Genomic DNA, 26334 nt, shown 5'->3' on the forward strand with positions numbered 1-26334 from the left:
TTACGGTTTCTCAAAGCTATAGATCGTTTGGGTTGAGAGCGATTCACAGACCTTTGAGGGCAAATGATCGATCGGAAACGTTTGGCGATCGAGTTGGATTTGCAATCCGATCAGCGGATCGGTTCCGGGTGAAACTAGAAACTCTAATTTCTCCATTTCAAAGCTGGTTGAAACCTGATCCAGAATTTGGGCAATTGCGCTCGTCAGGGGGTGCTGTGGAGCCTTGTACCAGTCTGCATCATGGATGATTTCCTGCTCAAACCCCAAATTCACGATCAACGAAGCACGATCGAACAACGCTAACGCCACAGGTCGCGCTTCTTCTTGCAGCATCAGATCTTGAGATTTAGCAAGATGCCGCAGTTTTTCTAACAGCGCATATCGTTCTGTCACCGAATTAAAGTCATCACTTAGATGCAGCGCGATCGTCACCAAATAAGTCCGCAGAAACAAGTGTCCAAGCTTTTCCGCTTTCGTCGTCAAGTAGCTCGAATTATAAGTCGTCGCTTCGGTGAGTAACGGAACGCGATCGACCATTTCGATGCCGTAGCCTTTTAAGCCTGCGATTTTGCGCGGATTATTAGTAATCAAGCGAATCTGCTTCACGCCCAGATCATTCAGAATCTGAGCGCCGACTCCGTAATCGCGCAAATCCGGCGGAAAGCCTAATCGCTCATTCGCTTCGACTGTGTCCAGCCCGATATCTTGCAGCGAATACGCCTTCAGTTTATTGACCAGCCCAATGCCGCGCCCTTCTTGCCGCAGATACACCACCACGCCAGAGCCATTATGCTCAATCATCTTCAGCGCCGCTTCAAGCTGTACCCGACAATCACACCGCAATGAGCCGAGCGAATCCCCGGTCAAGCACTCTGAATGTACCCGCACCATCACAGGCTGATCGTTAAATTCCGCCGGATCCCCTTTAACGATCGCCACATGCTCGGTATGGTCTAATAAGTTCCGGTAGCCGTAAATTTTGAAGTGCCCGAATTGCGAGGGCAGATCTGCGATCGTTTCACGATGCACAAAGCGCTCATGGCGCAATCGATAGCTAATCAGATCCGCAATGCTAATAATCTTGAGATTGTGCGCTTTGGAATATTCGATTAACTCCGGTAGCCGCGCCATCGAACCGTCCGGATTCTGAATTTCGCAAATTACGCCCGCCGGATACAGTCCTGCAAGCCGCGCTAAATCGACTGCGGCTTCGGTATGTCCAGCGCGTTTAAGCACTCCCCCTTCTCTGGCTCGAATCGGGAAGATATGACCCGGACGACGCAAATCCGCAGGGCGCGTAGTCGGATCGAGCACCACTTGAATCGTTCTCGCCCGATCGTCTGCCGAAATTCCCGTTGTCACTCCCACTCGCGGAGACGCATCAATGCTGACGGTAAATGCAGTTTGATTACTATCGGTATTCTCCCGCACCATTAGTGGAATATCGAGTTCATCTAATCGCTCTCCGGTCATAGCAAGACAGATCAGACCCCGCGCATATACTGCCATGAAATTGATCATGTCAGCCGTGGCAGACTGCGCCGCGCAGATCACATCTCCCTCGTTTTCCCGATTTTCATCATCGACCACCACGATTGCCCGACCCGCTTTCAGGTCAGTTAACGCATCCTCGATCGTATCGAAGGTAGACGGCTGAGTATAAGTTGATTGAGACGAATTAACAGAGAAGTTCAAGGCGACTACACCGTAAAGATTCTTGAAGCGGACTGTTCTTTGATTGTAATTCTTCGGACTACAGAACTGGGTGTTCAAGCGTAGTTTCGTACAATTGTAGTTCTTTTTGGGGGAATGCCTAGATAGCTATAGTATCGGAGTGAGCAGTTCTGAAACAGGTCAACCTCTAGATTGAGAGGCAACAACTCAATTTCTTGAGAATCTGCTTTGAGAATGGCGCGATCGGCATTACAATGCAGCAAACATAAAGGTCATTCACGGGAAAGTCGAGGCAATATGGGTGATTCAGAACGAGTCTCCGTGGGAATAGTCGGAGCTTCAGGCTATGGAGGAGTTCAACTGGTTCGCCTGTTGCTCGAACATCCGCGTCTAGAATTGACGTATTTAGGCGGGGATAGTACCGTCGGGCAGGATTTCGCAACTCAGTATCCACATCTGTTTCACGCCGTCCATCAGCAAATTGAAGCGATCAACCTTGATGAGATTGCTGCTCGGTGCGACGTGGTATTTTTATCGCTGCCGAATGGTTTAGCGTTAAAAATGGCTCCGGTGCTGATCGAGAAGGGCTGTAAGGTGTTGGATCTTTCAGCAGATTATCGCTTCTCAGATTTGGCGGTGTATAAGCAGTGGTACGGTGGCGATCGTAGCGATCAAGCGATCGCTGAAACGGCAGTGTATGGATTACCCGAACTGTATCGCGATCGAATTGCTCAAGCGCAACTGGTCGGTTGTCCAGGCTGTTACCCGACTGCAAGTTTATTAGCGCTGTCTCCGTTGTTAAAGCAGGGATTAATCGTTCCAGAAACCGCAATTATCGATGCAAAATCCGGTACTTCTGGCGGGGGTCGGGTTGCAAAAACGAATTTCCTTTTAGCTGAGGCAGATAATTCTCTCGGTGCTTACGGCGTAGCGCGACACCGACACACACCAGAAATCGAGCAGGTGTGTAGCGACTTAGCCGGACATGAAGTGCTGATTCAGTTCACGCCGCACTTAATTCCGATGGTGCGAGGAATTTTAGCCACAGTTTACGCGACGTTACGCGATCCGGGATTGGTACGCGATGATTTGCTGACGATTTATAGCGCGTTCTATCGATCGTCCCCCTGGGTGAAGCTGTTGCCGAGTGGCACATATCCGCAGACAAAATGGGCGTGTGGTACAAACCTTTGCTACATCGGCATCGAAGTCGATGCTCGAACAGGTCGAGTGATTGTGATGTCGGCGATCGATAACCTGCTCAAAGGTCAAGCGGGGCAAGCGATCCAATGCCTCAACATTATGATGGGCTGGGATGAAACGCTCGGATTGCCGAAATTTAGCTTCTATCCTTGACGAAATAAACGATCGTGGTTTGGGTTGTAAAGCTGCGATCGCCTACCTGTCACTTGATCGGTTCCTGCAAATTCATAAGGTACGGTTGCAGCGCTCAGCGCCGGACTAATCACATAGAGCGTCGTTCGCACTAAGTTCTCTTGCTGCGTCACTTCTGCCATTTGACTCAGTGGAACGAGCCGGATTTTTTCATCTGACCAACCGAGCCGAAAACAGATTGCAACTGGAGTTTCTGCGGGGTAATGCTGCATTAATTTTTGCTGTGCAGACTCAATATGTCTTGCACTGAGATAAAGGCAGAGGGTCGATCGGTGTGCCGCTAACGAGGAGAGTTCTTCTGATTCCGGCACTTGAGTCCGTCCGCTGCTGCGCGTCAGAATAATCGATTGCACCAATCCAGGAACAGTAAATTCAACCCGCAATCGCGCAGAAGCCAACTGAAACGCGCTGATTCCAGGAACAATCTCAAATGGAATCTCAGCTTCAAACAGTGCCTGCATTTGCTCTTGAATGGCGCTATACAGGCATGGATCGCCTGAGTGAAGCCGCACAACGGATTTCTGCGATCGTACTCGCTCAATCAAAATCGGCAAAATCTCCTCTAGCGTCTTATCTGCGGTCGGAATCACTTCCGCATCCGATCGAGCGCCTTCAAGGATTTCCGGCGGCACAAGCGAATCGGCAAAGACGATCGTATCTGCCTGCGCGATCAGTTTTTGCGCTTTAACGGTGAGTAAATCTGGATCTCCCGGCCCTGCACCCACAATGTAGACGGCAGGCGGAAGCGCATGATGCAACATATTTTTCTAAGAAGGTTGGGAATCCGGGGTGTTTGGGTCAGGCACAACATCAGGCAGCGATCTCCGCAGCACGTACAGCCACACTAAACCGAGAGCTCCGATCGCAATTCCGGTTAAACTCACCACCTGCGCCATCCTCAAAAAGCCCAGCATCAAGCTATCGGTTCGCAATCCCTCAATCCAAACGCGACCTGCACTGTATCCAACTAAATAGGTAAGAAATAGTGTTCCAACTTTCAGCCGAGGACGTTTGAAGAATAGGAACATCAACAGCGCAAATACGCCTAAATTCCACAACGATTCATACAAAAATGTCGGATGATAATATGCAACATTTTCTAGACCCAGCGGACGACGATCGAGCGGAATGAATAACTTCCAGGGTAAATCGGTCGGACTCCCGAATGCTTCTGAATTGAAGAAATTTCCCCATCGCCCGATCGCCTGTCCCAAAATCAGCGAGGGTGCGACCAAATCTGCCAACTGCCAGAACGATACCCGCTTCAACCGGGCAAAAATCAGTGCTGCAATCACACCGCCTAAAATCGCCCCATGAATCGCAATTCCACCCTGCCAAATTGCAAAAATCGAGGCGGGATTGGCAGCATAATCGCGCCACTGAAAAATCACGTAATACAGCCTTGCACTCGGAATCGCAGCCAGCACCAACCAAATTGCCAGATCGCTAATCAAATCTGGATTTACCTGCCGTCGGGATGCCAGATACTGAGACAAATTCACCCCAATCAGCACCGCCGACGCAATCAAAACGCCATACCACCGGATCGACAACGGGCCTAACTCAATGCCGCGTCCGGGAGAGGTAAACTGAAACGCCAAAACAACATCAGACAGCATAAATCCAAACCGAGAAATGGCACTGATCACCATAACATCTCTCACCGGTGGATTTACCTGCGATTTGGCTCGATCGCGATCGTTCCCACGGTTGCCGGATGCTGCAAATCCATCGGCAACAGAATCGTGAACTGACTGCCTTCACCCTCTCTCGAATGCATCACGACGGTACCTGAATGCAGTTCTGCCAATTTCTTCGTCAGCGCCAGTCCTAGTCCTGTCCCCTCATGCTTGCGCGACAATGAACCATCGACCTGCTGGAAGGGATGAAACAGAAGGTGCTGCTTGTCTTCGGGAATGCCAATGCCGTGATCCCAAACGGTGAGATCGAGCATTTCACCACACATTTTCACCGTGAGACCAATTTCGCCACCTTCGGTTGAAAACTTGATCGCATTCGACAGCAAGTTCAGCAACATTTGCCGCACCCGCAATTCATCCGCCATTAACGGCTCTAAACCAGGCTCGATCGATGAATGCAACGTCAAGTCCTTTAATCGCGCTTGCTCAGTGACAAACGATAAAGTCTTCTCACACAATTCATCCACAACGATCGGTGCAAGCTCCAGCCGCAATTGCCCTGCTTCCACTTTCGACAAGTCCAGCACATCGTTGATTAGACCTAACAAATGCTGTCCACTCTGATAAATCTGATGAATGTAAATCTGCTGTTTTGGGTTGAGAACGCCGAAAATCTGCTTTTGCAGAATCGACGAGAATCCCAAAATCGAAGTCAGCGGAGTTCGCAACTCATGCGACATATTCGCCAAGAAATCGGACTTCATCCGGCTAGCGCGTTCCAGTTCATCATTTTTTGCTGCGAGTTCTGCCTCAGTTTGCTTTTGCTGAGTAATATCGCGAGTAATGATCGAAACAGCAGTTGGCTGATTGTTTTCATCAAAAACCGGACTGACCGACACCAAAGCCGGGAATAAATCACCATTGCGCCGCAAGCAAGTGACTTCTCCACTCCAACCCCCTGCGATCGCTTGAGCAATCAGTAATTCTGTCTGCTTGCGCTCCGGATAAAACACAGCAGCATGTGTCCCCACCAGCATTTCTGTCTGCCAATCAAAAATTCTGCTGCAAGCTGGATTAGCATAGAGAATCTTGCCGTCTAAGTCAGTAATCACCGTACTGTCATACGCAGATTCTACAGCGCGAGAAAAAATTTGCAGCTTCTTTTCGATTCGCTTCCGTTCTGTGACATCTCGCCCAATTCCCATCCCGCCAATTAATTCATCGTGACGAAATAGAAGCTTTCCGTTCACTTCAAGATGAATTTCTGTGCCGCGTGAAGTCATTAGCACAAATTCAAAATCCCGGAGTTCGCCTGTTTCTACCAAATTGGCGAAGGCTTGCGTTGTTCTATCCCGGTGCGGTGGAGAGACAAATTCTAAATACGATCGCCCGATAATTTCTTCTTGCGAACATCCCAGCAGTTTTTGACCATATGAATTTACATAGGTCAATCGTCCTTCTAAGTCCACGGTGTAAACCATGTCGTTAGCAGTTTCAACATATGCTCGGAACAGTTCTTCCGATTGGCTCAGGCTAATCTCCACAGAACCAATACGGAGAAGTTTGTCGGGAAGTGTGTGATTTGTCATTTCCACAAAATTACCAGGCTGAGGTGAGGAGCAAGAATCAGAACTGATTTGAATCGCGAACGAAAATTAACAATAACTTGCAAAGGAATCAAAGGATGCTAGACAAAGGTCATTCATCTTATCGCCTGTGCAGGCAAACGACGAAACAATATTGAATCCACTTAAACAGAGGCTGACCTTCTAGATCGGGTATTCTAAACGGCTTTGAAAGACAATTCAATTTCTGAAATCCTCATAGAAGTTTGTACCATGACCGCAAAACATAAAGCAGAGTTTATACGGATCATTCTTTGGGTAGATTTTCTAATTTGTTAAAAACAAGTAAGTAGTTTTACAAGAAATCACGAAAAATACGCAAATCGGCTGGAGCAATTCCCAGAGTGCGAATGATGCAGTCTAGAATAGAAGCCTGACGGAACGAATGCCCGGAGTCGCCTGATAATGCAGTGCCGCTCAGCGAGTAAAATTTGCCTGCGTTTTGTTGATGTTACCGCCAGATTTTCGACAGTTTTTTATTCAGTTTCTATGAAAGCCTTAATAGGGGCATCCCTTCCAGAATTAACCGAGTGGGTCAGAGAGCAGCAGCAGCCTGCCTATCGAGGACAGCAGCTCCATCAATGGATTTATCAGCGAGGAGCACGATCGCTGTCTGAGATTTCTGTATTCCCGAAACAATGGCGCTCCGATATGGCAGATTGGGCGATCGGGCGATCGGAAATTTATCATCAGGCGAAATCGATCGATGGCACCGTAAAATTCCTATTGCGCTTGAGTGACGGTCAGATTGTCGAAACAGTCGGCATTCCTAGCGATAAGCGCCTGACCGTGTGTGTCTCGTCTCAAGTGGGCTGTCCGATGGCGTGTGATTTTTGCGCGACTGGGAAAGGCGGCTTTGAGCGCAACCTGGAACGCCATGAAATTGTGGATCAGGTTCTCACGGTGCAGGAAGTGTTTCAACAGCGCGTCAGCAACATTGTCTTCATGGGCATGGGTGAGCCCCTGTTGAATGTCGAGAATGTACTGAGCGCGGTGCGATCGATGAATGAAGATATTGGCATTGGTCGGCGCTTTATCACGATTTCCACAGTAGGCATTCCCGGTAGGATTCGTAAACTTGCGGATCACCACCTTCAAGCAACACTAGCAGTGAGCTTGCACGCCTCGAATCAAGCGGTCAGAGAACGCCTGATTCCGAGTGCGCGTCAGTATCCCTTAGAAGCACTCTTAGATGAGTGCCGCGAGTACGTGAAGCTGACCGGGCGGCGGGTGACGTTTGAATATATCTTGCTGGCGGGTGTGAACGATTGTCGTGATCATGCGATCGAGCTTGCGGATCATCTGCGTGGATTTCAGAGTCACGTCAATCTGATTCCGTACAATCCGATCAGTGAAGCCGATTATCAAAGACCGGATCAGCGCCGGATTACTCAGTTTGTGAATGCGTTGAAAGACCGGAATATTGCGGTGAGCGTTCGTAAAACACGCGGTTTAGAAGCGGATGCAGCCTGTGGTCAACTCCGAGCTTCCTTTGCAGGAGTTTAAAGGTTGAAAGTCCTCAATTGAAAGTCCTCACATTTTGAGGACTTTCAAAAGAATTTATCGACGCGCGTAGATGCCCGGTGCATAAGCTTCGATTACTCTGCCTGTTCTAGAGCAAGTAATCATCAAATAATCGCACTGGGCACACTGCGTCCGCGTCAATTGATCAGGTTCAATTTGAATTCGCTCGGCATGATCACCACAGTTCGGGCACCGAACAGCTTGAATGACTTGCATTTTAAATTCCTCGATACGATCGCTAAATCAAAACATTAATAATTTGAGCTTTGAGCGGCTGATGTTCGCTTAACAGTTGTAGTGATTGCTACTAAATTTGCGACGACTTCGCAGACTGTTGTGACGAATTACTTCATATTATTAGCGGTAAAAAGCTCAGCCGCTTCAAATCTCATACTTATTTTAGAGTCGGCAAATCGAGGGATCACCTATCTACAGGGTGATCCCCGGCTTGATGAGCGTTTCAATTTAGCTAAAAAGGGCTGCTTAAATATCTTACTTTCTTTAAAGAAAGTAGCGTAATAACTCTATAATCTTGAGCAATTTCCATTAACAGGAATCAGTATTTTTGCTGTAGAATTTCTCAGTTCTGTATTCTTTTTATGGTGCTGAACATTCCTGTGTTGCGACAGACTGTGGCTCAACAATCACTTGTTTAATCCCAGAAATCCGAATGATCTGGCTTACGGCTAATTTTGCTCGATCGTTAGCTTTGCTTAAAATTCCATCAGCACAAGCCGCGAGCTGAATCTTTTTAAGCGCTTCTTCTTGAGCTAATTTCTGTAAGCTGGGGGCAACATCTGGCCCTAATCCGAGAAGCCCACGATTGTAGTCGTACACGCTCGATCGCGTCACATCGATCTTTTTGTCTAGAATCTTGGGTGCAGGTAGCTGCAATCGAACCGTATCACCCGTAATTTTCACATCTTGAGCGGTTAGCCCACTTAGATCAACGCCTGCTCGAACCTCCCCTCGCGCGATGTACAACAGCTTTGTCGTCCCAATCACCATGCCTGCGATCGTTGCATCCTGCTGCGTCGGCACCACTGCCTCCATTGTGAATACAGCCGTTGTCAGTTCGCTCACTTGCCGAACCTGCTGAATCACCACCGATCGAGTTTCGACTTTGGGTTCTGGCGGCTTGGCATTCATTAACGATTTAAGCTGAGCGAAAAACTGATCGCCCGATCGCAAGAATCCAGTAACGAGAACAGCACTCAACATGAGTCCGCTTCCCGCTAACATCCAGCTAATATTTTTGAACACGCTGCCCGCTCCTGACTTGTGGCGATCTCTTTTTCGCATCGTCTAATTCAAATATCTCTAGCTTAGAACAAGCTTACTATTTCAAAATTGAGCGACTTAGTGAAGACTGAATTAGAATTTGGTAATAAATTTAGTGAATTAAGCCCTTACTGAGAGTTATGACGAGCGTTTTTGTCAATTCAGCTTCAATGACGGCGGGGGGCACGACTCTTGAGAAAACCAGTCAAACGACTCGCCAAACCTATCCGAACTACAAGGTAATCGTTCTGGACGACGATTTCAACACATTTGAGCACGTCGCCAAATGCCTGATGCAGTATATTCCAAAAATGACCAGCGATCGCGCCTGGAAGCTGACCAATCAAGTGCATTTTGAAGGACAAGCGATCGTCTGGACAGGCCCACTAGAACAAGCGGAACTCTATCATATGCAGTTAACTGTCGAGGGCTTAACGATGGCTCCCTTGGAGCAAGCATGAAAAATAAACCGGGGCGGCTGGTGCTGACGCATTCGACCTACATTCCGGGGTTGATTGCAATGCTTGAGAAGCTAATCCAGGTGGAGGGAATCCAGACCGTTACGCCAGCGGTAATCGGGTCGGTGCGCTCTCATTCTCCCCAGTTTAAGCTCAAAATTTCTGTGCCCATCAGGGGCGGGTTCAAGGCGATTGCGCGTCAAGGTAAATCAGTTCAAGAGGTTTTCATTCTCACGACGCTGAACCAAGATCAGCTTGAAAGCGCGATCGCCTTGCTGAACGGGAAGTAACCGCTCGCTCAAGTCACTATTCCGCTTGCTGTTGAGTCGAGGCGATTCGATGTAGCGGTAGGCTCAGCGCGCAGGAGAAGGTGAGGAGGTAGGAAATTACGCCTGTCCACTTGAGGCTCAGCATACAAACCTCCCAATCTGGGCAAATCCATTTCTGTGCCCCAATCGCGACGCAATGTACAATCCAATAGGCAAACGCCATCGAAAATAGAACCTGATCGGCAATATCAGCGTCTTCTGTCTCTGCTTGCTTTTTATTGCACAAAACATAGAGTCCGAGGACGCTGGCAAAGAACGAAGCAAGGTTCAAATAGTCGTGCCAATTTGAATGAGCCATAGTGCGGGTATAAGACGGGTTTAAGTCATGAATCAGTCTAAAGGATGAAACGTCTACTACTCTAGAAAGTCTTACAAATAGCAATAATGAAAGCAATTTTTTAACAAAACTACAGATAGAAATCGATCGTTTTTTTGCATGAATTTGCCCCTAATTTACCATCCTAATTACGTTGCACCGTTGCCGCGGGATCATCGCTTTCCAATGGAGAAATTTAAGAAACTTTACGAGATGCTTCTAAATGATCGAGTCGCTGATCCCGCACAATTTCACCGTCCTGAATGTCCACCACAAACTTGGCTCGAACTCGTTCATGCGTCCGAATATGTCAGCGCTTACTGCTCTGGAACCCTTGATGCGAAGGCGCAGCGGCGCATCGGTTTACCCTGGAGTCCTGAATTGGTGAATCGGACTTGTACCGCAGTCGGAGGAACAATTCTCACTGCCAAACTTGCTCTGCAATATGGTTTAGCTTGTAATACTGCGGGTGGAACTCATCATGCTTTTCCCGATTATGGGTCGGGATTTTGTATTTTTAACGATTTAGCGATCGCCTCTCGTGTCTTACAGAAATTAGGCCTAGTTAGAAGAATTTTAATTGTCGATTTAGATGTGCATCAAGGCGATGGTACGGCATTTATCTTTCAATCTGATCCAAGTGTTTTTACATTCTCTATGCACTGCGAAATTAACTTTCCTGGAACAAAACAGCAAAGTGATTTAGATGTTCCGTTAGCAGAAGGCATGGAAGACGATGAATACTTACAAACCTTGGCAGAATATTTACCCGATTTACTATCTGAAATCAACCCAGATTTAGTGCTGTATGACGCAGGCGTTGATCCGCATTGGGGCGATCGTTTAGGCAAACTCGCACTTACAGATTCAGGCTTATATCGTCGGGAGATGCAAGTTTTAACCACCTGCGTTTCGCAAGGCTATCCGGTTGCTTGTGTGATTGGAGGCGGATATGCCGAAGACATGGATGCGCTCGTTTATCGGCATTCGATCGTGCATCGGGCGGCGAGCGATGTCTTTCGACAATACCGTTTGTAGGGTGTTGAGGAATGGGTCGATCGCAGATTGAAGCATTCCTCAACACCCTATACGCCAATGATGATGCCTTCAAATTACAGAGCGCTTCTTCCAGTTGTTGTGCTTACCATTGCTACCATCGCGGCTCCGCCAACGAGCGCATTTTCCGCGCCTGTTCCCACCTCCCCAGTGCAAGAATTTTCCTTCTCCCGAATGGGTATTGGCGGAATCCAACTGGGAATGAAAGCCTCTGAAGTGCAGCGTAGGCTGGGTAAGCCATTGAACATGAAAGCAGAGAAGTCTCCTTGTTGTGGGGTACTGCTGCGCTGGCAGTATGCAGAGTTTGAAGTCCGGTTGGAAGTACCAGAAGGAGCCAATCAAGCGCGCAACGCATCGGTCTATTCCATCTCAACCCGGAGCGCCAAAGTTGCCACACTAGAAGATGTTCGAGTGGGCGATCGTCGCAGTAAAGTCACGCAAGTGTATGGAACACCCAGCACGACGATTCAGGACAGAATCTTTTACAGCAATGATGCGAACGCTTCGCTATTGATGCTTCGATTGAAGAACGATCGTGTTGTAGAGATCATTGCAAACACTCAGCTAAATTAATGCAAGTAGGTAGACAGAATGGGTTACCGCGTTTCGGCTACGCTCAACGCTCAAAAGCCAGATCACTGTAGGCTGAGCGCAGCCGAAGCCCAAACCCAATGCGGAACTTAATTTTGTTCATCTACCTATTAAATCTGTAAACAATAAAACCGGGGTTTGCAAAAGCTTTCCCCGGTTTTATATTGGGTTGAGTTTTTTGCCCTAGCTAACTGCCGCAGGCGACTCAAACTTGTAACCGACACCCCGAACCGTTTGAATCAAAGCAGGCTGGCTCGTATCAATCTCGATCTTTTTGCGTATCTGTCCGATATGGACATCCACTACTCGCTGATCGCCGACGTACTCGTAATCCCAAACTTCCTGAATCAATTCCGCCCGTCGCCAAACTCGTCCGGGATGCGCCGCTAAAAAGTGCAGCAAATCGAACTCTAGCGCGGTTAGGGGCACAATTTCATCATTCAGCTTCACTTCGCGCCGTACCGGATCAATGACCAATCCCCCAAAAGCGAGACATTGCTGCTCGGCAGTGGTCACAATCCGTTGACGTTTGAGAATTGCGCCAACTCGACCACCTAGCTCCACCAAGCTAAACGGTTTCGTGATGTAATCATCTGCTCCCTGAGCGAACCCACGTACCTTATCTGCCTCATCTGTCCGGCTGGTCAGCATCAAGACAAAAACATTGGTGCGGCTTTGCATCTCCTGGCAGAGCGAGTAGCCGTTCGCATCCGGTAGATTTACGTCTAGGATGACGAGATCCGGATTGAACTGCTCAAAAATTTGCATCGCGGATTTGCCATCTTCGGCAGATTCCATTTGATAACTTTGCTTGGTAAGGAAGCGATGAACGAGATTCCGAATTGCCGGATCATCATCCACGACGAGTATCTTGGCTGGAGCCATGACCATAACCTTGCGTTAAAAGTAAATTGAGAAGGGAGCGATCGGGCGTTTAAGAAAAAATTCCTATTTCTGTTTTACACAGAAGAAATTTGTCATCAGCATTAGTATGCCTTAGCTTTTGATTAGAATATCCTGGTTTGATAAAGTTTCCGCAATTTTACGGTCGAATCTAAACTAGAAGTAGGGAATACGCACATTGATTACAGCGCGGCGATCGCGCTTTACTAGAGAAAGCGGTGATCCAGTTGGATCAGAAAACTTATCTCCAAGTCGGGAACACATCGTCTACACTCTAGTTGTAATCCCCAATGCAGCTAGGTTACTTTGGTAGAGAAGGTGGAGTAACAAGCCCATGAGTGCCCAAAGCCCGTATGAAAAGTTAGGCGTTTCTGAAGGTGCGACGTTTGAAGAGATTCAGACGGCTCGTGCCCGTTTGGTTGAAGAATTATCAGGTGATCAGCGAAAAATCGCAGAAGTGGAAGCAGCATATGATTCTGTGCTGATGGAGCGACTTCGATTGCGCCAAGAAGGCAAGATCAAAGTGCCCGACCGCATTCGATTTCCAGAGAAATTAGTGCAAGCGACTCCGACTGAAACTCCCGCTCCAGCCTCAAAATCGAACCAGTGGTTGATGAGCTTGATTGATCAGCCGAGCACTCAGGATATCGCGTTTCCTGGGGTGGCAATGGTGGGACTAGGCGCGCTTGTATATCTTTATCCCACTGATCAGGTGCTGCAAGTTTCGATGGCGCTGGCGACGGGAACAGCGTTGTATTTTCTCTTCCGCAAAGAGCGGAAGTTAGGGCGAGCGGTGCTGCTAGGGGTAGCGGGCTTGTTGCTGGGGTTTGCGATCGGTGGAGTTGCCTATACGCTGTTGCAGCCCTCTGTACCGATGCTGCCCCCGAACGAAATTTTTATCAGTTTGGTAACTTTTCTGGTTTTATGGGTGGTCAGTAGCTTTACCAAGTAATTTCTGATGGCGGCTGAGCAATTCCAGAGAAGCGATTTTAATTGGCAAATCCAACAGTTTTTTCGGCGGGTGGGCGAGTGGATTGAATTACGATTTCCACAGGTTCAGCCTCCAAATTTGCCCAATGCGCCAAATTGGTGGTTCCCGTCTTGGTGGCTAGAGGCAGGTTTTTGGGTGCTTGTCAGTTTGGCTGTCGCTTGGTTGGGATTTCAAATCTATCTCTGGGTTCGCGCTTATCTAAATCGAAATCAAGCTGAGATTGCGAAGTTTTTCGATCGCACCGCTTCCCAGCCTGAAAAAGAGCGGACGATCGCAGGCTGGGTAAAGTCTGCTCAGGAATTTCAACAGCAGGGAAATTACCGAGAAGCATCTAGGGCGCTTTATATGGCGATGCTGCAACGGTTGAATGAGACGAAGCTGATTGCAATCGACAAAAGCCGTACCGATCGCGAATATTCCCGGCTGGTGCAACTACTGCCTCAAGCTGAGTCGTATCAAATGTTACTTGAAACTCACGAGTTGCTTTGTTTTAGCGATACGCCAATTTCAGCGGAAATGTTCGATCGAGTCCAACGCGCCTATGGCAACATTGAACGCGCAACGGTTGATATGGCAAAAATGGCGTGATGAAAAAACTCGATCGACGTTTGGTTTTCGGGCTGCTTGCGCTTGCTGTGATCATCAGCTTAACCCTGTTTATCGCACCCAGAAGCAACCGAATTACCAGCGGCTCTACGTTCAGCCGTTCCCCGGATGGCTACGGGGCTTGGTATGCCTATATGCAGCGTCAGGGAACTCCGGTTGAGCGGTGGCGGAAAACAATCCGTGAGATTGAGCAAATTTCGGGCACGGGAAACACAATGATCCAGGTTGATCCCTCTGGGCTTGGAATGGCGAATCCCGATTTGAACTGGATCGATCGCGGCAATACTTGGATTGTTCTAGGCGGACGCGATCTAGCAGCAACTGAGGCGGGATTTTCCACGCAGCACGAGAGCGATCGAGGCTTGGTAAAAATTGAGACTTCTAGACGACTGACGAGCGATAAAGGAATTAAACGATTGTTGGGCGATCGCTTTGGATCGCTCGTTTGGGAAGAACCCAAGGGAAAAGGTCGAATTATTTATGCCGTAACGCCTTTTTTAGCGGCTAATGCGTATCAAGATGAGCCAGGAAATTTTCCGTTTCTGGCGCAATTAGTAACTGGAAAAAAGATTTGGATTGATGAATACCTGCACGGCTACCGCGACGAAACTGCCAAAACTGAAAGTCGGCAAAGTTGGTTAGGGTACTTGCTCGGAACGCCTCTATCGGTTGTACTTTTGCAGGCGATCGGGCTCTCGATCGTGCTGGTTTGGGCAAAGAATCGCAGGTTTGGACAGGCACAGCCGATTGAAGCCTCTCGTGTGAATGATAGCGAGGCGTATACGCAAGCTCTAGCAAGTGTGTTGTACAAAGCGGGACGGAGTGAGTTTGTTGTGGATGTGGTTGGGCGTGAAGAGCAATTGCAGATCCAGCGATCGTTAGGACTTGGAGGGGTGTTGGTCGATCGAGAAGTGTTGATCAAGGCGTGGGTGGAGCAAACCGGAAGACCTGCCGCAGAACTGGCGCAACTTTTTCCAGAGAAACAGCGATTGAGTGAGCAAGAGTTAATCAAATGGCTAGCTCACCTAAAAGAGATCAGGCAGAGCTTCCCCTGGAGTTGAGAAGTTTTAACAAAACCCTGCAAGATTGTTACGAAATACGAAGTCTGAGAAGTCAACAGAAAGATCAAGATAAGCTTGCGACAGCTTTTGATCCGTTCTTGAAAGAATTGCCAGAGCTTCAATATGCGTGTTTTACTGCTGTATCCAGTGTTTCCTCAAAGTTTTTGGTCATTTGAAAAAGCGTTAGAGCTTGTGGGCAGGAAAGCGATGCTGCCGCCGCTTGGACTGATTACAGTGGCAGCAATTCTGCCGCAAGACTGGGAATTTAGGCTGGTCGATCGCAATGTTCGCGAGGTGACTGAGGCAGACTGGGACTGGGCAGAGCTGGTGATTCTGTCGGCAATGATTGTGCAGAAAGGAGATCTGTTGGCGCAGATTCAAGAAGCGAAACGGCGTGGAAAGCGTGTCGCAGTTGGAGGCCCTTATGCAACGGCACTGCCACAAGAAGTCGCAGAAGCGGATTATTTGATTTTGGATGAAGGCGAGATTACTTTACCGAAGTTTATCGCAGCGATTCAGCGCGGAGAAACACAAGGGACTTATCGATCTGAGGGCGATCGACCGGATGTGACCATTACTCCGATTCCTCGATTCGATCTGCTGGATTTTGAGGCTTACGATAATATGTCGGTGCAGTTCTCGCGGGGCTGTCCGTTTCAGTGTGAATTCTGCGACATCATTGTTCTCTATGGGCGTAAGCCTCGCACAAAAAGCCCAGAGCAGCTTCTAGCCGAACTCGATCGTTTATATGAATTGGGCTGGAGACGATCGATTTTCATGGTGGACGATAACTTCATCGGCAATAAGCGCAATGTCAAACTCTTGTTGAGAGCGCTGAAAGACTGGATGGCAGAGCATGAGTATCCGTTCCATCTCAGCACCGAGGCTTCGGTCGATTTAGCACAAGATCCTGAACTGATGGATCTGATGGTCGAGTGTAATTTTAATGGCGTATTTTTGGGAATTGAAACGCCAGATGAATCGAGCTTGACGCTGACCAGTAAGCATCAAAATACACGCAATTCCCTGTCTGATGCAGTTGATGCGATCACCCGAACAGGACTGCGAGTGATGGCAGGCTTCATCATCGGGTTTGATAACGAAACATCGGGAGCGGGCGATCGCATTGTGCGATTTGTTGAGCAAACAACAATCCCGATCGCGATTTTCTCGATGCTGCAAGCCCTTCCCGATACCGCACTCTGGCATCGCTTAAAACGAGAAGGTCGCTTAGTTGAAGACAACGCCAACCTGAATCAAACCACGCTGATGAACTTTGTGCCGACTCGTCCGCTAGAGGAAGTGACGCGAGAATATATCGATGGATTTTGGCGGCTGTATGATCCGGTGAACTATCTCGATCGCACCTATCGCCACTTCCTGAAACTGGGAGCGCCAAGACATTCTGCAAAATTAAGAAAAGTGACCTGGAAGGTTATCCGAGCATTTCTCACTGTTTGTTGGCGACAAGGGGTCGTGAGAGAAACGCGCTGGAAATTCTGGCACCACTTGTTCAGCATTCTGAAACACAATCCAACCGTTGTAGAACATTACTTCTCGGTTTGTGCGCTGAATGAGCATTTCCTGGAATATCGTCAAGCAGTCCGTACTAAAATCGAGGCGCAATTAGCGGATTATTTGGCGCGTCAGGAGTTGAACAATGCTCTGGAATCAGCGCCTTCTGAAGCGCAAGCCGTTTAGTCGATCGCACCAGTGCTTTTCCTCCAGTCTAGAATTGAAGGAACGCCGTTTTGTTTGTCGATCGACTGACCTATGCTAGTTCCTTTAAGCCGTAAGAAATTTGAAGATCTGATTCCGTTCGTGGGGACTGGCGCTCAGTATAAATATTGCTGGGGTAAGTTTCCTGATTTCCTGCGTCGAGTGCTGATCTCGATCTCGGCACTGGCAACTGTGCTGCTAATTCGAGCGTTTTTTGCGTCAGGCGAATTGCAGGACGTGCTTCAGGGTGTAACGTTCTTCATGTCGCTGTTTGCGCTGGTGTATTGGCTGTGGAGTCCCGCAGTTCTGGCAGCAGCGCGAAATGCCTCGTGTCGGCGCTATAAGTACGCGGGATTTTTGCGCGGCGAGGTGTTCGATGTCTTCGTTAGTGATGAAGTCGTTAGCACTCAAGAAAGTGTGAATAACCGGGGCGATTTAGTTGTCACCGAGAATCGAGAGCGGCGGATTAATGTAGAAGTCGGGGATGAGTCAGGATTTGCCACGCGGATTCAAGTGCCGCTTAAGCGCGAACATCAAGCGATTCGGATTGGAGATACGGCGGAAATGCTAGTGATGTCCGATCGACCGGATTTGAGTCGGATTGCTAAAGTAAGCGATGTGTTTGTCAGTCGCGTTGGCGTTTGGGTGAGCGATTATCCTTACTTGCGTCGCGATGAGTTTGAAGCGGTGAGTCGGCGGTTGAACACGATCGATATTGAACCCGACGAGTACGACGATCGTCGGGATGAACCCGAGGAGTACGACGATCGCTACGAGCAGTTTGAAGCACCGCAGCCGAGAAAACGGATTCCACGATCGAGACGGCGACGTTAACTTGCTTGATTGCCGCCGTAGGCTTGCCACGCAAGATCCACGAGGGCATTGACGATCGCAGCCGCGACGACTGCGCTTCCTTTTCTGCCTTCGGTGCGAATATGCGGAACTAGAGAATCACTCAATCGCGCCTTGGCAGCATCGACATCGAGAAACCCGGACGGCGTGGCAATAACTAAAGCAGGTTTAATTTCTTCCGCTTGAATGAGGGCGGCAAGCGTCATCAGTGCGGTTTGAGATTGTCCGACGACAAAGATTCCTTCTGGATAGCGTTTAGCTAATGTTTCAATCCCCCAAGCTGCACGGGTTTTCTCTTTCTGGGGACGAGTGATCGTCTCCATGCTGCAATAGATTGGATTGGCAAAGGTGTTTTGAATGTTGGTATTAATTCCAACCTGCACCATTGGCACATCGACAATAATGGTTGTCCGAGCCGCAAGCGCTGCTGCACCGGATTGCAGCGCCAAATCCGAGAAATAAATCAGGGTTTTATAGTCAAAATCCGCAGTTGCATAAATCGCTCGTCGGACGATTTCATATTCGGCCGGAGATAGAGTGTGATCACCCACTTCTCGATCGATGATGGCTAAGCTTTGTGCGTCGGTCGGGTGCCACTCCATAATGGTTGTTACTTTTTTTACATTGGTTTCCAAGCTCTCTTAGTTTACTCGGATTTATTCGAGTTGCATGGCAAAATCAGAGGAATGCAATGGCTCAAACCTTATGATTTTTGCTGCAAATCACTATTGGATTAGAAATGCCCATGTGCCTGCTTGTTTGCTGGTGGGTGAGGAGCTGTGGACGACGCAGAAGGCATCAGATCAGTTGCTAAACGTCGATTTAGAGATTGTTGAGGGTGTGATTGCTGCGATCGTTCCTACGGGAACTCAGAGCAATGCTGGGGTTGCGTCGATCGATTTGCAGGGTGGAATGGTTTGGGCGTGTTTTGTAGATTTGCATACGCATTTAGACAAGGGACATATTTGGAATCGGGCAGCAAATCCAGATGGAACCTTTGAGAGCGCACTCGCGACAGTCCGCGCAGATTCGGAGAAGAATTGGGATGCGGAAGATGTGTATCGTCGCATGGAGTTTGGTCTGAAGTGTAGCTATGCTCATGGGACGAAAGCGATTCGGACACATTTAGATTCAGCAGGTAAACAAGGCACGATCAGTTTTGAAGTGTTTCGAGAGTTGCGGCAGAAATGGGCAGATCGAATTATTTTACAAGGCGTTTGTCTGGTTTCATTAGATTATTTTCTAACACCTGAAGGAGAAAAACTTGCAGATTTAGTCGCAGAATCTGCTGGAGTTTTAGGCGGAGTGACGTTCATTAATCCTGAGATTGATCAACAGATCGATGGCGTCTTTTCACTCGCGAAAGAACGGAACTTGAATTTAGATTTTCACGCGGATGAGAACGATGATCCAAACTCAGATACCTTACGTCGAGTCGCAGAAGCCGCAATTCGACATGAATATCAGGGCAAAGTTGTTTGCGGTCATTGTTGTAGTTTGGCAGTTCAAGAAGATACCGAGGCAGATAGAACGATCGCACTCGTAAAAGAAGCTGGAATCGGGATTGTTAGTCTCCCGATGTGCAATCTTTACCTACAAGGAAGACGACCCGGAAAAACTCCAAGATGGCGCGGAGTCACATTATTACATGAGTTGAAACAAGCAGAAGTTCCGGTGGCGATTGCTTCAGATAATTGCCGCGATCCGTTTCATGCGTATGGTGATCACGATGCGTTAGAAGTGTTTAGCCAATCGGTGAAAATTGCTCAGTTAGATCATCCCTTTGGGAATTGGGCAAAGGCAATAACTTCTACGCCTGCGGATTTAATGAATTTGCCGAAAGTGGGACGAATTGGAGTGGGTTTGCCTACGGATTTGGTGTTATTTAAGGGGCGGAATTATCGGGAGTTATTGTCGCGATCGCAGCACGATCGGATTGTGTTGAGAAACGGAAAAGCGATCGACACGACCTTACCCAGCTATACCGAGTTGGATAATTTACTTGAAAACAGAATTTCGTCTACATAGCTGCCCATTTCGGAGTGATATACAGACAAAATTCTACATATCATCCCGATTCAGAGTTTTATCCAGACGAAAAGCCGTATGAAACCCTGAATTAGAGGAGTTAGACAGAATAAGGCGGATCAAATCTGTCTAAAAAAGAGTTGAGCTGCTTAGGTTATCGGTGAGGGCAGCAACCTGAGTGTTCTCGGTTGGCACGCAGTACCCATCTAGCGCAAACCATCTATTCTACGCAAAGCAAGATACCCTACAATCCTTGCTGATTCTCTGGTTTAGACTTAAAATGTAAAAAACGTAAGACACTATTGACAGTTTCAAAATGATTTGCCATTATGAGGTGTAGGGAAGGGCAAGTAAACATGAACAAAAGTTTTAAGCAAATCCCGATGTCCGAATTAAGAGTCAAGCTGCCAAAACTTAGGCGGCAAGTTCAGTCGGGTAACTTACGGATTGTATGTACTCACTATGGTGAAGTTGCAGCCTTTTTGCTTCCACTTCAAGATATTGATGCTCTCAATTCAGAAGAGGGAGAACCTAGTATTCAGAACAGTGAAGAGATTCCTCTCACTGAGTTTCGTGATCAGCTAACCGAATCCTGGGAGAGGCTTTTGGGTGGAATAGATTGTATCTATCTGACGTTTCATAAAAGGCGGGTTGTGGCATTTGTATCGCCTCGCTTCACGCATTACCTTTCATTACCACTGATTGGTGACGCAGATAAAGTTTTGTTTGTTCCTTCTGAGATTCAGGTCTAGTTATTGCAGCATGAGGAGTTAATTGAAGTGTTCAAGTTTACGTATTTTGATTCTCAAACTAAGACGATACTTTCTGACAGAAGTACATTCTGTGATCTGGCAGTAGAGCAGGAACTTGCGCCTGTCCTAGAAATTCTCAAGCAGACTGGTGAAGTTGAAGGGGCTTGTTGTGGTATCAAGCCTGGTGTTTCGGGATTAGTTTATGAACTCAAGGGAAGAACTTTCCAGCTTACCTATGCTGTTGATGTTCCGAGAAAAGAAATCAGGTTTTATGAGTTCCAGCAGATTTCTCACTTAATTGATTGGAAAACTGCTCTAGATCAGGATCTGCGTGGAGGCGAGCAACAGCCCATTTACATCCCTCAAATCGGTGATCCACAGAAGTACATTAAGACTGTTGCGCTAATTCATTCTGGAACCAACACATCTAAATCTTTAGGTGTTGCTTTTGGTAGTGGTGCCAAAAAAGAAAAAGATTTGGCTAGGAGAGGAGATTACCTTGGACGACCCGTGATGGAGATTGGTCTTGCCAGTCGAGGTTCGACCGAGAATAAGTCTTCAAGCATTTACGTCTTAACAGATCGAGGGAAAAGGATTGCCCAGAGCGATGATCAGGAAACTCGTGAACGCCTTCTTGCAGAAGCATTGCTAGGGTTCTACCCAATTCAAATGATTATTGAGAAAACAACTCGTGACGATCAAGAACTCACTAAAGAATTAATTCAAGAGGTGATTTCTCTGGTAAGTTTCGGTGATTGTGGAGGAACCACCAATCCTCGCAGAGCCAGTTCCTTGCGGGCATTGGTGAATTGGGTGTCACGGTGGGCTGGCATTCCAATTCGACGAGAAGGTAGCGATGGTATCCAACTCTACATCCCTCAAATCGATGCAAACTAAACCATACGATTTTGAAACTCAGCGCAAAGTTGGACAAGAGGGAGAAACCTTCTTAGACCAGTGGTTACATCCTATCTACAAAGTGCTTGATGTCTCTAACGAGATGAAGTACCAGCAAGCAGGGATAGACAGAATTATCACTCGGTCAGATGGATCAGTTATCACGATCGAGTATAAGTTTGACCTTGTGGCTAAACGGACAGGCAATCTCTTTTTTGAAACTATCTCGAACGACAAAGAGATGATTCCAGGATGGGGGTGGAGTTCTCAGGCGGATTACTGGATCGTCCTGATACCAGAGCAAGAAATTCTTGTCTTTAAGCCAGGAAAACTGAGAGTGCTAGTTTGGGAATTACAGAAAACTCTTCAAAAGAGAAGTGTTCCCAATAGAGGGTACAACACAGTTGGCTATCCCATTCCACTAACCCAAGCTAGAAAAGTTGCCTTTCAGATCAAAACTCTTTACCTAGAGAGCCTTTGAACTCTTTGATGTTTTGGAGATTTGTTTGTCCATCAAATTTACACCGAGGTAGGCTGATGCTGAATGTAACTATTGATGAAATTCAACGTGATCCCTTGAAGTACCTTCACCAGGTAGAGGCAGGCGAAACTCTTGTCATTGTTAGATCTGACAAGCCTATTGCCGAACTTAGACCGATTACCAGTAGCAAACAATTGAGACCATTTGGTTTATGTGCAGGTGAGTTTATCGTTCCAGATGATTTCGATGCTCCTTTGCCGGAAGATCTTCTCAGCGCATTCGAGGGCAAATGAAGATTCTGCTAGATACTCACATCTTTCTATGGTTCATTAGTGGCGATACCCAGTTGTTAACAGATGTTCGGGATGCAATTCGTGATCCAGACAATGAGGTTTATCTGAGTGCAATCTCAGTCTGGGAAGCAATTGTCAAGTACCAGTTGGGCAAGCTGCCTCTGCCGGAGCATCCCGAAACGTATTTACCCAAACAGCGCGATCTACATCAAATTGCCAGTCTTGCCCTTGATGAAATTAGTGTGGTTCAACTGGCTAAACTGCCACTATTACATCGTGATCCATTTGACAGAATGCTTATCTGTCAAGCCTTACAAAATGATTTAACAATTGCGACAGTGGACACAGCAATTTGTGCCTACTCAGTCAATGTCCTGTAGCAGTGCAGCCCAATAATGCGTTGGTGGGGGCGGAACAGAGGTTGGTGGTGGGAGTCCGAGATTATCTGCCGCCGCACAACTTCACCGTTAGCTGGCTTAGCCTGAGATTGAATTGGGATAAACGTTCAATCTCGTGATTTGGCAATATGGCGATCGTTTTTACGATGTTGTTCGTGACAATGACGTTTTCATCTTGCAAGTAATGCACGATCGAGAACCTAGCCCTTATTAGCGGAATTTGTCAGGGGTCGTAACCATAATGCTTAACTTTGTCGGTAGACTGAGTAAGCGAATTTGATTTTGTGGGACATGGGTATTCAAGCGACTCGCGGAACGCGGGATATTTTGCCGGAAGAAATCGGCAACTGGCAACGAATTGAAGCGATCGCTCGTGAAACGCTGGCGCGTGCGGCTTATCAAGAAATTCGCACTCCAATTTTTGAGCAGACCGATTTGTTTGAGCGCGGCATCGGAGAGGCAACTGATGTGGTCGGCAAAGAGATGTATACGTTCAAAGACCGGGGCGATCGCTCGATTACGCTGCGACCGGAAGGAACGGCGGGAGTGGTGCGATCGTACATCGAACACGGAATGCAGGCTCAAGGCGGCGTGCAGCGCTTGTGGTATACCGGAGCGATGTTCCGATACGAGCGTCCCCAAGCAGGACGGCAACGGCAGTTTCATCAACTGGGTGTTGAGGTTTTAGGAAGCGGGGATGTGAGAGCCGATGCGGAAGTGATTGCGATCGCCACGGACATTCTGCAATCGATCGGGTTAAAGAATCTCACGCTGCAATTGAACTCGATCGGAAATGCGGACGATCGCCAAAATTACCGCGCTGCATTGATTGAGTTTCTTACGCCATTCAAAGACAAACTCGATCCCGATTCTCAAACTCGCTTGACCAAAAATCCGCTGAGAATTCTTGATTCCAAAGATGCACAAACGCAAGCAATTTTAGAAAATGCACCGAGCATTTTAGATTACTTAAGTGCAGAGTCGAAACAGAGATTCGATCGTGTTCAAGCCTTGCTTCAAGATCTCGGAATTCCTTGCAATATCAATGCCCGATTAGTTCGCGGCTTGGACTATTACACACACACCGTTTTTGAGATTCAGTCGGATGATTTGGGAGCACAAGCAACCGTTTGTGCAGGCGGACGATATGACGGATTAGTGGCGCAATTGGGCGGCGCGGATACACCTGCGGTCGGTTGGGCAATGGGATTAGAACGGCTTGTGATTTTATTGCAGAAAATGCAGCAAACTCAGGCAAGTCCGATCGACTTCTATATTGTGTCGCGGGGTGAAAAAGCAGAAGCACAGGCATTAAAACTGGCTCAATCGCTTCGGCGCATTGGATTTGCAACCGAGTTGGATATGAGCGGCAGTGCGTTCGGAAAACAATTTAAACGTGCCGATCGTTCCGGGGCGGCGGCTTGTTTGATTCTCGGTGATGCTGAAGCAGAGAATGGAACTGTACAGCTTAAATGGTTGAAAACTGGGGAGCAAAGTGCGATCGCACAGGCTGCTTTATTAAGCAATGCAGATCAACTGCGGCAGCAACTTGCAGAACGATCGGGAGCTTAATTTTGCATTTTTTCTGAGCAGGTGTGCATAAAGGTTTCTTCTCCGCCCTACTTGTGAAGTGTAGAACGCAACAACGTTTTACACTTCACAACTCAAACCTTAGGAGATATCAAATGAACGCTCGCAACACCTTGATCGCACTGTTTACCGCAACCACTCTAACCACTGGAATCGCCCTACGACCGACACAGGCGCAAACAGTACAGCAAGGACAGTTCCCAGTTCAGCCTCTCAACAGCTTTACAATGCCTGCATCCGCGATCGGAGTTTGGCAAGGCGGAATCCACAGCAAAGGTGATGATGCGGTCACATCTTTGCGGTTGCAAATCAAAAGCAGTGCATTGGGCTATCAAGGCACATGGCAAGTTTTGGGCGAAAATGGAGTGTTGCAACAAGGTAAGCTGAGCGGTACGCAAACAGGCGGCAAAGTGACTCTGAAGCTTGAAAAATTCAGCGGCAATACTTCGCTGATGTTGAACGGCACAATCAAGGGAGCCTTAATGTCAGGACAAGTCGCCAACAGCAATTTTGTCTTTTCGCTGAACAAAAACTAGCGTGATCACACCTCTCGAAGTGGATCGGATCGACTTTTGAGAATGCGATTCACTTCAGAGCAGGATATTGCTGGGTTGCTGAGTCCGAAAAAGCTTTGCGGAACTTACGATTTGATCGCTGAATCTATGTACTGGAGGTTGATGCAGAACTCAATTCACATCAAAGCAGTTGAGAGTTCTACGCATGGCGTTGATGAATGTACAGCCAGTTGCAAAATTCACACACTAACGCTATTTCCTCTTCCTGAAGTCATCACTATAGATTCACAAAAATGATTAATCTTAAGCTTTTCGCTGGAGTCGGGACTGCTTTAGTGTTGGGCAGTTGTGGGCTTTTAAGTACTGAATCGCGCTCTGTTGCGATCGCTCAATCTCCAACGCCGCGTCAAGACAATCTGATTGGGCTATTCATTGTTAAGCGCAACAATCTAAATCAACAGTATCGTGGCGAAATCTATCCGATCGTTCAGTACAAGAATGGTCGCTACAGTGATGCTAGTCTCGATGTCACACTTCAAATGCGGCAGGATGCCAAAGAAGCCGATATTGTCAAACGCAATGCTGCAAAGAGTGTCCTCAACAGCAATCCAACCTTTACGGCTGTGAATGCTCAGGGCAATTCACTAGGTAAATTTAGTATCGATCGCTTAGGCGTGAGTCAGTTTGCTTGTTCGTCGCTGTTAATCGGACGAGGAAAACTGCTTGGGCAATCTAATGTACAAACAATGTTCAATCAGCTTCCTCGCGATCGTGAAAGACAGTTAAGCGGCTTCTTCAACGGTCAGGAGTTTGACGAGACTTGGCGCTCTACCCTTGCCGCACAATCTGTTCCATCTACCGTCACTCCGGTTCGTTCAACGCCTGTTCAGAGACAACAATACCGTAAAGACCTGATTCAGATCGGCACTCGCGAAATTGCTAAAAATCCGCAGGCAAAATCGGTGCAAGGTTCAGTTGCGCTGATGGATATGCAAGTGTTTGATCTCGATCGTGATGGCAAACCCGAAGTCTACGGCAAACTGCGAAAAGCACCCGTTAGACCTGTAACGCCTTCAAATCGTGCTACTGTACAATCGATTTATGCCAATGTTTGGTTAGGCTACACTGCACCACAACCAAAAATATTAGCAAGTCAAGTTGTTCCTTACTTTGTTCCTACGAGTGAAGTGTCTCGTGCTTATGAAGTGTTGGGCGCGATCGATGCAAATGGCGACGGCAAACAGGAAGTGTTGATTCAGAACAATGGCTATGAAGCAATTAACTTCAGCGTGTATGAATTGCAGGGCAATCAGCTTAAACCTGTGTTTACGGGTGCAGGCTACGGGTGTTAAAGCCTTG

Annotated in this window: 29 protein-coding genes; 20 read left to right on the top strand and 9 right to left on the bottom strand. The window is 47.7% G+C overall.

The genetic code is table 11. From position 1 onward, the window contains the following. Window positions 1-1695: a bifunctional 3,4-dihydroxy-2-butanone-4-phosphate synthase/GTP cyclohydrolase II gene (gene ribBA, locus NC981_RS01990; RefSeq protein WP_190378077.1), complete on the bottom strand. Its 1695-nt coding sequence runs from the start codon at window positions 1693-1695 to the stop codon at window positions 1-3. Window positions 1696-1971: 276 nt separating this feature from the next. Between ribBA and argC the strand changes: the two genes are divergently transcribed. Further along, entirely contained in the window at window positions 1972-3030 is a 1059-nt protein-coding gene (gene argC / locus NC981_RS01995) for an N-acetyl-gamma-glutamyl-phosphate reductase (RefSeq protein ID WP_348242021.1), read from the top strand. Here the strand turns inward: argC and cobM are convergent. Genes cobM through NC981_RS02010 form a run of 3 tightly spaced genes read right to left on the bottom strand, consistent with a single transcriptional unit; the run spans window position 3021 to window position 6298 of the window. Further along, a complete protein-coding gene (gene cobM, locus NC981_RS02000) occupies window positions 3021-3830 on the bottom strand; it encodes a precorrin-4 C(11)-methyltransferase (protein ID WP_348241319.1) in 810 nt (269 codons plus the stop codon). The two genes, argC and cobM, sit on opposite strands and share 10 nt — an antisense overlap. 6 nt (window positions 3831-3836) lie before the next feature. Beyond that, on the bottom strand, window positions 3837-4688 hold the full coding sequence (gene lgt / locus NC981_RS02005) for a prolipoprotein diacylglyceryl transferase (RefSeq protein WP_348242022.1): 852 nt from the start codon (window positions 4686-4688) through the stop codon (window positions 3837-3839). Window positions 4689-4741: 53 nt separating this feature from the next. Continuing rightward, on the bottom strand, window positions 4742-6298 hold the full coding sequence (locus tag NC981_RS02010; RefSeq protein WP_348241320.1) for a PAS domain S-box protein: 1557 nt from the start codon (window positions 6296-6298) through the stop codon (window positions 4742-4744). A 525-nt stretch (window positions 6299-6823) separates the two neighbouring features. On the opposite strand from NC981_RS02010, the gene rlmN reads away from it, so the two are divergent. Continuing rightward, complete coding sequence (gene rlmN, locus NC981_RS02015; RefSeq protein WP_348241321.1) at window positions 6824-7840, top strand: 23S rRNA (adenine(2503)-C(2))-methyltransferase RlmN; 1017 nt, start codon at window positions 6824-6826, stop codon at window positions 7838-7840. A 54-nt stretch (window positions 7841-7894) separates the two neighbouring features. Here the strand turns inward: rlmN and NC981_RS02020 are convergent, their stop codons facing one another. Both NC981_RS02020 and NC981_RS02025 read right to left on the bottom strand, forming a co-directional pair. Next, window positions 7895-8074, bottom strand: coding sequence for a replication restart DNA helicase PriA (locus NC981_RS02020; protein WP_190378072.1), 180 nt, complete (start codon window positions 8072-8074; stop codon window positions 7895-7897). Between the two features lie 381 nt (window positions 8075-8455). After that, window positions 8456-9160, bottom strand: coding sequence for a DUF4230 domain-containing protein (locus tag NC981_RS02025; RefSeq protein ID WP_348241322.1), 705 nt, complete (start codon window positions 9158-9160; stop codon window positions 8456-8458). Window positions 9161-9279: 119 nt separating this feature from the next. Between NC981_RS02025 and clpS the strand changes: the two genes are divergently transcribed. Both clpS and NC981_RS02035 read left to right on the top strand, forming a co-directional pair. Next, window positions 9280-9600, top strand: coding sequence for an ATP-dependent Clp protease adapter ClpS (gene clpS / locus NC981_RS02030; protein WP_190378070.1), 321 nt, complete (start codon window positions 9280-9282; stop codon window positions 9598-9600). After that, window positions 9597-9887, top strand: coding sequence for a DUF2103 domain-containing protein (locus NC981_RS02035; RefSeq protein ID WP_190378069.1), 291 nt, complete (start codon window positions 9597-9599; stop codon window positions 9885-9887). Before clpS ends, NC981_RS02035 begins: the two co-directional genes overlap by 4 nt. 16 nt (window positions 9888-9903) lie before the next feature. Here NC981_RS02035 and NC981_RS02040 read toward each other — a convergent pair whose 3' ends face one another. After that, window positions 9904-10224 (bottom strand): hypothetical protein, encoded by a 321-nt coding sequence (locus NC981_RS02040; RefSeq protein ID WP_190378068.1) that lies wholly within the window; start codon window positions 10222-10224, stop codon window positions 9904-9906. A gap of 138 nt (window positions 10225-10362) precedes the next feature. Here NC981_RS02040 and NC981_RS02045 point away from each other — a divergent pair, with 138 nt between their 5' ends. Next, window positions 10363-11280, top strand: coding sequence for a histone deacetylase (locus NC981_RS02045; protein WP_348241323.1), 918 nt, complete (start codon window positions 10363-10365; stop codon window positions 11278-11280). Window positions 11281-11343: 63 nt separating this feature from the next. Beyond that, the gene (locus NC981_RS02050) at window positions 11344-11871 is read left to right on the top strand and encodes a hypothetical protein (protein ID WP_348241324.1); all 528 of its coding nucleotides are present in this window, start codon (window positions 11344-11346) and stop codon (window positions 11869-11871) included. 201 nt (window positions 11872-12072) lie between these two features. On the opposite strand, the gene NC981_RS02055 is transcribed toward NC981_RS02050, so the two are convergent. Then, window positions 12073-12774 carry a response regulator transcription factor gene (locus NC981_RS02055; protein ID WP_190378165.1) on the bottom strand — a complete coding sequence of 234 codons (702 nt, stop codon included), beginning with the start codon at window positions 12772-12774 and terminating at the stop codon, window positions 12073-12075. Between the two features lie 352 nt (window positions 12775-13126). Between NC981_RS02055 and NC981_RS02060 the strand changes: the two genes are divergently transcribed. The 5 genes from NC981_RS02060 (at window position 13127) to NC981_RS02080 (ending at window position 18003) form a co-directional block, all read left to right on the top strand. After that, on the top strand, window positions 13127-13744 hold the full coding sequence (locus NC981_RS02060; RefSeq protein WP_348241325.1) for a CPP1-like family protein: 618 nt from the start codon (window positions 13127-13129) through the stop codon (window positions 13742-13744). Between the two features lie 6 nt (window positions 13745-13750). Continuing rightward, a complete protein-coding gene (locus NC981_RS02065) occupies window positions 13751-14371 on the top strand; it encodes a DUF4129 domain-containing protein (protein WP_348241326.1) in 621 nt (206 codons plus the stop codon). Further along, entirely contained in the window at window positions 14371-15450 is a 1080-nt protein-coding gene (locus NC981_RS02070) for a DUF4350 domain-containing protein (protein WP_348242023.1), read from the top strand. The genes NC981_RS02065 and NC981_RS02070 overlap by 1 nt, the downstream gene beginning before the upstream one ends. 123 nt (window positions 15451-15573) lie before the next feature. Beyond that, window positions 15574-17151 carry a DUF4070 domain-containing protein gene (locus NC981_RS02075; RefSeq protein WP_348241327.1) on the top strand — a complete coding sequence of 526 codons (1578 nt, stop codon included), beginning with the start codon at window positions 15574-15576 and terminating at the stop codon, window positions 17149-17151. A 72-nt stretch (window positions 17152-17223) separates the two neighbouring features. Further along, window positions 17224-18003 carry a phosphate ABC transporter permease gene (locus NC981_RS02080; RefSeq protein ID WP_348241328.1) on the top strand — a complete coding sequence of 260 codons (780 nt, stop codon included), beginning with the start codon at window positions 17224-17226 and terminating at the stop codon, window positions 18001-18003. On the opposite strand, the gene NC981_RS02085 is transcribed toward NC981_RS02080, so the two are convergent. Further along, window positions 18000-18623, bottom strand: coding sequence for a precorrin-8X methylmutase (locus tag NC981_RS02085; protein WP_348241329.1), 624 nt, complete (start codon window positions 18621-18623; stop codon window positions 18000-18002). The two genes, NC981_RS02080 and NC981_RS02085, sit on opposite strands and share 4 nt — an antisense overlap. Before the next feature lie 103 nt (window positions 18624-18726). Here NC981_RS02085 and NC981_RS02090 point away from each other — a divergent pair, with 103 nt between their 5' ends. From NC981_RS02090 to NC981_RS02130, 9 genes are all read left to right on the top strand, one after another. After that, a complete protein-coding gene (locus NC981_RS02090; protein ID WP_348242024.1) occupies window positions 18727-20049 on the top strand; it encodes a cytosine deaminase in 1323 nt (440 codons plus the stop codon). Window positions 20050-20432: 383 nt separating this feature from the next. Next, entirely contained in the window at window positions 20433-20801 is a 369-nt protein-coding gene (locus NC981_RS02095; protein WP_052128487.1) for a prevent-host-death family protein, read from the top strand. 27 nt (window positions 20802-20828) lie between these two features. After that, window positions 20829-21698: a hypothetical protein gene (locus NC981_RS02100; RefSeq protein ID WP_348241330.1), complete on the top strand. Its 870-nt coding sequence runs from the start codon at window positions 20829-20831 to the stop codon at window positions 21696-21698. Next, window positions 21688-22179: a hypothetical protein gene (locus tag NC981_RS02105; protein WP_348241331.1), complete on the top strand. Its 492-nt coding sequence runs from the start codon at window positions 21688-21690 to the stop codon at window positions 22177-22179. Before NC981_RS02100 ends, NC981_RS02105 begins: the two co-directional genes overlap by 11 nt. A gap of 56 nt (window positions 22180-22235) precedes the next feature. Then, a complete protein-coding gene (locus NC981_RS02110) occupies window positions 22236-22472 on the top strand; it encodes a type II toxin-antitoxin system Phd/YefM family antitoxin (RefSeq protein ID WP_348241332.1) in 237 nt (78 codons plus the stop codon). Then, a complete protein-coding gene (locus tag NC981_RS02115; protein ID WP_348241333.1) occupies window positions 22469-22852 on the top strand; it encodes a type II toxin-antitoxin system VapC family toxin in 384 nt (127 codons plus the stop codon). The genes NC981_RS02110 and NC981_RS02115 overlap by 4 nt, the downstream gene beginning before the upstream one ends. 309 nt (window positions 22853-23161) lie before the next feature. Beyond that, on the top strand, window positions 23162-24442 hold the full coding sequence (hisS, locus tag NC981_RS02120) for a histidine--tRNA ligase (RefSeq protein WP_348241334.1): 1281 nt from the start codon (window positions 23162-23164) through the stop codon (window positions 24440-24442). 113 nt (window positions 24443-24555) lie between these two features. Next, entirely contained in the window at window positions 24556-24996 is a 441-nt protein-coding gene (locus tag NC981_RS02125) for a hypothetical protein (RefSeq protein WP_348241335.1), read from the top strand. Window positions 24997-25268: 272 nt separating this feature from the next. Beyond that, window positions 25269-26327 (top strand): hypothetical protein, encoded by a 1059-nt coding sequence (locus NC981_RS02130; protein ID WP_348241336.1) that lies wholly within the window; start codon window positions 25269-25271, stop codon window positions 26325-26327. Window positions 26328-26334: the final 7 nt, after the last annotated feature.

The organism is Leptolyngbya sp. DQ-M1 (assembly GCF_039962505.1).
In the GTDB taxonomy this organism is placed as follows: Bacteria; Cyanobacteriota; Cyanobacteriia; order Leptolyngbyales; family Leptolyngbyaceae; genus Leptolyngbya.

What these genes read in the sequence shown, in the direction of transcription:
- NC981_RS02025 (WP_348241322.1), bottom strand. Translation starts at nt 9,160, where the DNA reads ATGCGAAAAAGAGATCGCCACAAGTCAGGAGCGGGCAGCGTGTTCAAA.
- NC981_RS02045 (WP_348241323.1), top strand. Translation starts at nt 10,363, where the DNA reads ATGAATTTGCCCCTAATTTACCATCCTAATTACGTTGCACCGTTGCCG.
- NC981_RS02090 (WP_348242024.1), top strand. Translation starts at nt 18,727, where the DNA reads ATGATTTTTGCTGCAAATCACTATTGGATTAGAAATGCCCATGTGCCT.
- NC981_RS02040 (WP_190378068.1), bottom strand. Translation starts at nt 10,224, where the DNA reads ATGGCTCATTCAAATTGGCACGACTATTTGAACCTTGCTTCGTTCTTT.
- NC981_RS02010 (WP_348241320.1), bottom strand. Translation starts at nt 6,298, where the DNA reads ATGACAAATCACACACTTCCCGACAAACTTCTCCGTATTGGTTCTGTG.
- NC981_RS02050 (WP_348241324.1), top strand. Translation starts at nt 11,344, where the DNA reads ATGCCTTCAAATTACAGAGCGCTTCTTCCAGTTGTTGTGCTTACCATT.
- NC981_RS02125 (WP_348241335.1), top strand. Translation starts at nt 24,556, where the DNA reads ATGAACGCTCGCAACACCTTGATCGCACTGTTTACCGCAACCACTCTA.
- NC981_RS02115 (WP_348241333.1), top strand. Translation starts at nt 22,469, where the DNA reads ATGAAGATTCTGCTAGATACTCACATCTTTCTATGGTTCATTAGTGGC.
- NC981_RS02080 (WP_348241328.1), top strand. Translation starts at nt 17,224, where the DNA reads ATGCTAGTTCCTTTAAGCCGTAAGAAATTTGAAGATCTGATTCCGTTC.
- NC981_RS02035 (WP_190378069.1), top strand. Translation starts at nt 9,597, where the DNA reads ATGAAAAATAAACCGGGGCGGCTGGTGCTGACGCATTCGACCTACATT.
- argC (WP_348242021.1), top strand. Translation starts at nt 1,972, where the DNA reads ATGGGTGATTCAGAACGAGTCTCCGTGGGAATAGTCGGAGCTTCAGGC.
- NC981_RS02085 (WP_348241329.1), bottom strand. Translation starts at nt 18,623, where the DNA reads ATGGAGTGGCACCCGACCGACGCACAAAGCTTAGCCATCATCGATCGA.
- cobM (WP_348241319.1), bottom strand. Translation starts at nt 3,830, where the DNA reads ATGTTGCATCATGCGCTTCCGCCTGCCGTCTACATTGTGGGTGCAGGG.
- hisS (WP_348241334.1), top strand. Translation starts at nt 23,162, where the DNA reads ATGGGTATTCAAGCGACTCGCGGAACGCGGGATATTTTGCCGGAAGAA.
- NC981_RS02095 (WP_052128487.1), top strand. Translation starts at nt 20,433, where the DNA reads ATGTCCGAATTAAGAGTCAAGCTGCCAAAACTTAGGCGGCAAGTTCAG.
- rlmN (WP_348241321.1), top strand. Translation starts at nt 6,824, where the DNA reads ATGAAAGCCTTAATAGGGGCATCCCTTCCAGAATTAACCGAGTGGGTC.
- clpS (WP_190378070.1), top strand. Translation starts at nt 9,280, where the DNA reads ATGACGAGCGTTTTTGTCAATTCAGCTTCAATGACGGCGGGGGGCACG.
- NC981_RS02065 (WP_348241326.1), top strand. Translation starts at nt 13,751, where the DNA reads ATGGCGGCTGAGCAATTCCAGAGAAGCGATTTTAATTGGCAAATCCAA.
- NC981_RS02060 (WP_348241325.1), top strand. Translation starts at nt 13,127, where the DNA reads ATGAGTGCCCAAAGCCCGTATGAAAAGTTAGGCGTTTCTGAAGGTGCG.
- lgt (WP_348242022.1), bottom strand. Translation starts at nt 4,688, where the DNA reads ATGCTGTCTGATGTTGTTTTGGCGTTTCAGTTTACCTCTCCCGGACGC.
- NC981_RS02110 (WP_348241332.1), top strand. Translation starts at nt 22,236, where the DNA reads ATGCTGAATGTAACTATTGATGAAATTCAACGTGATCCCTTGAAGTAC.
- NC981_RS02105 (WP_348241331.1), top strand. Translation starts at nt 21,688, where the DNA reads ATGCAAACTAAACCATACGATTTTGAAACTCAGCGCAAAGTTGGACAA.
- NC981_RS02055 (WP_190378165.1), bottom strand. Translation starts at nt 12,774, where the DNA reads ATGGCTCCAGCCAAGATACTCGTCGTGGATGATGATCCGGCAATTCGG.
- NC981_RS02075 (WP_348241327.1), top strand. Translation starts at nt 15,574, where the DNA reads ATGCGTGTTTTACTGCTGTATCCAGTGTTTCCTCAAAGTTTTTGGTCA.
- NC981_RS02130 (WP_348241336.1), top strand. Translation starts at nt 25,269, where the DNA reads ATGATTAATCTTAAGCTTTTCGCTGGAGTCGGGACTGCTTTAGTGTTG.
- NC981_RS02020 (WP_190378072.1), bottom strand. Translation starts at nt 8,074, where the DNA reads ATGCAAGTCATTCAAGCTGTTCGGTGCCCGAACTGTGGTGATCATGCC.
- NC981_RS02070 (WP_348242023.1), top strand. Translation starts at nt 14,371, where the DNA reads ATGAAAAAACTCGATCGACGTTTGGTTTTCGGGCTGCTTGCGCTTGCT.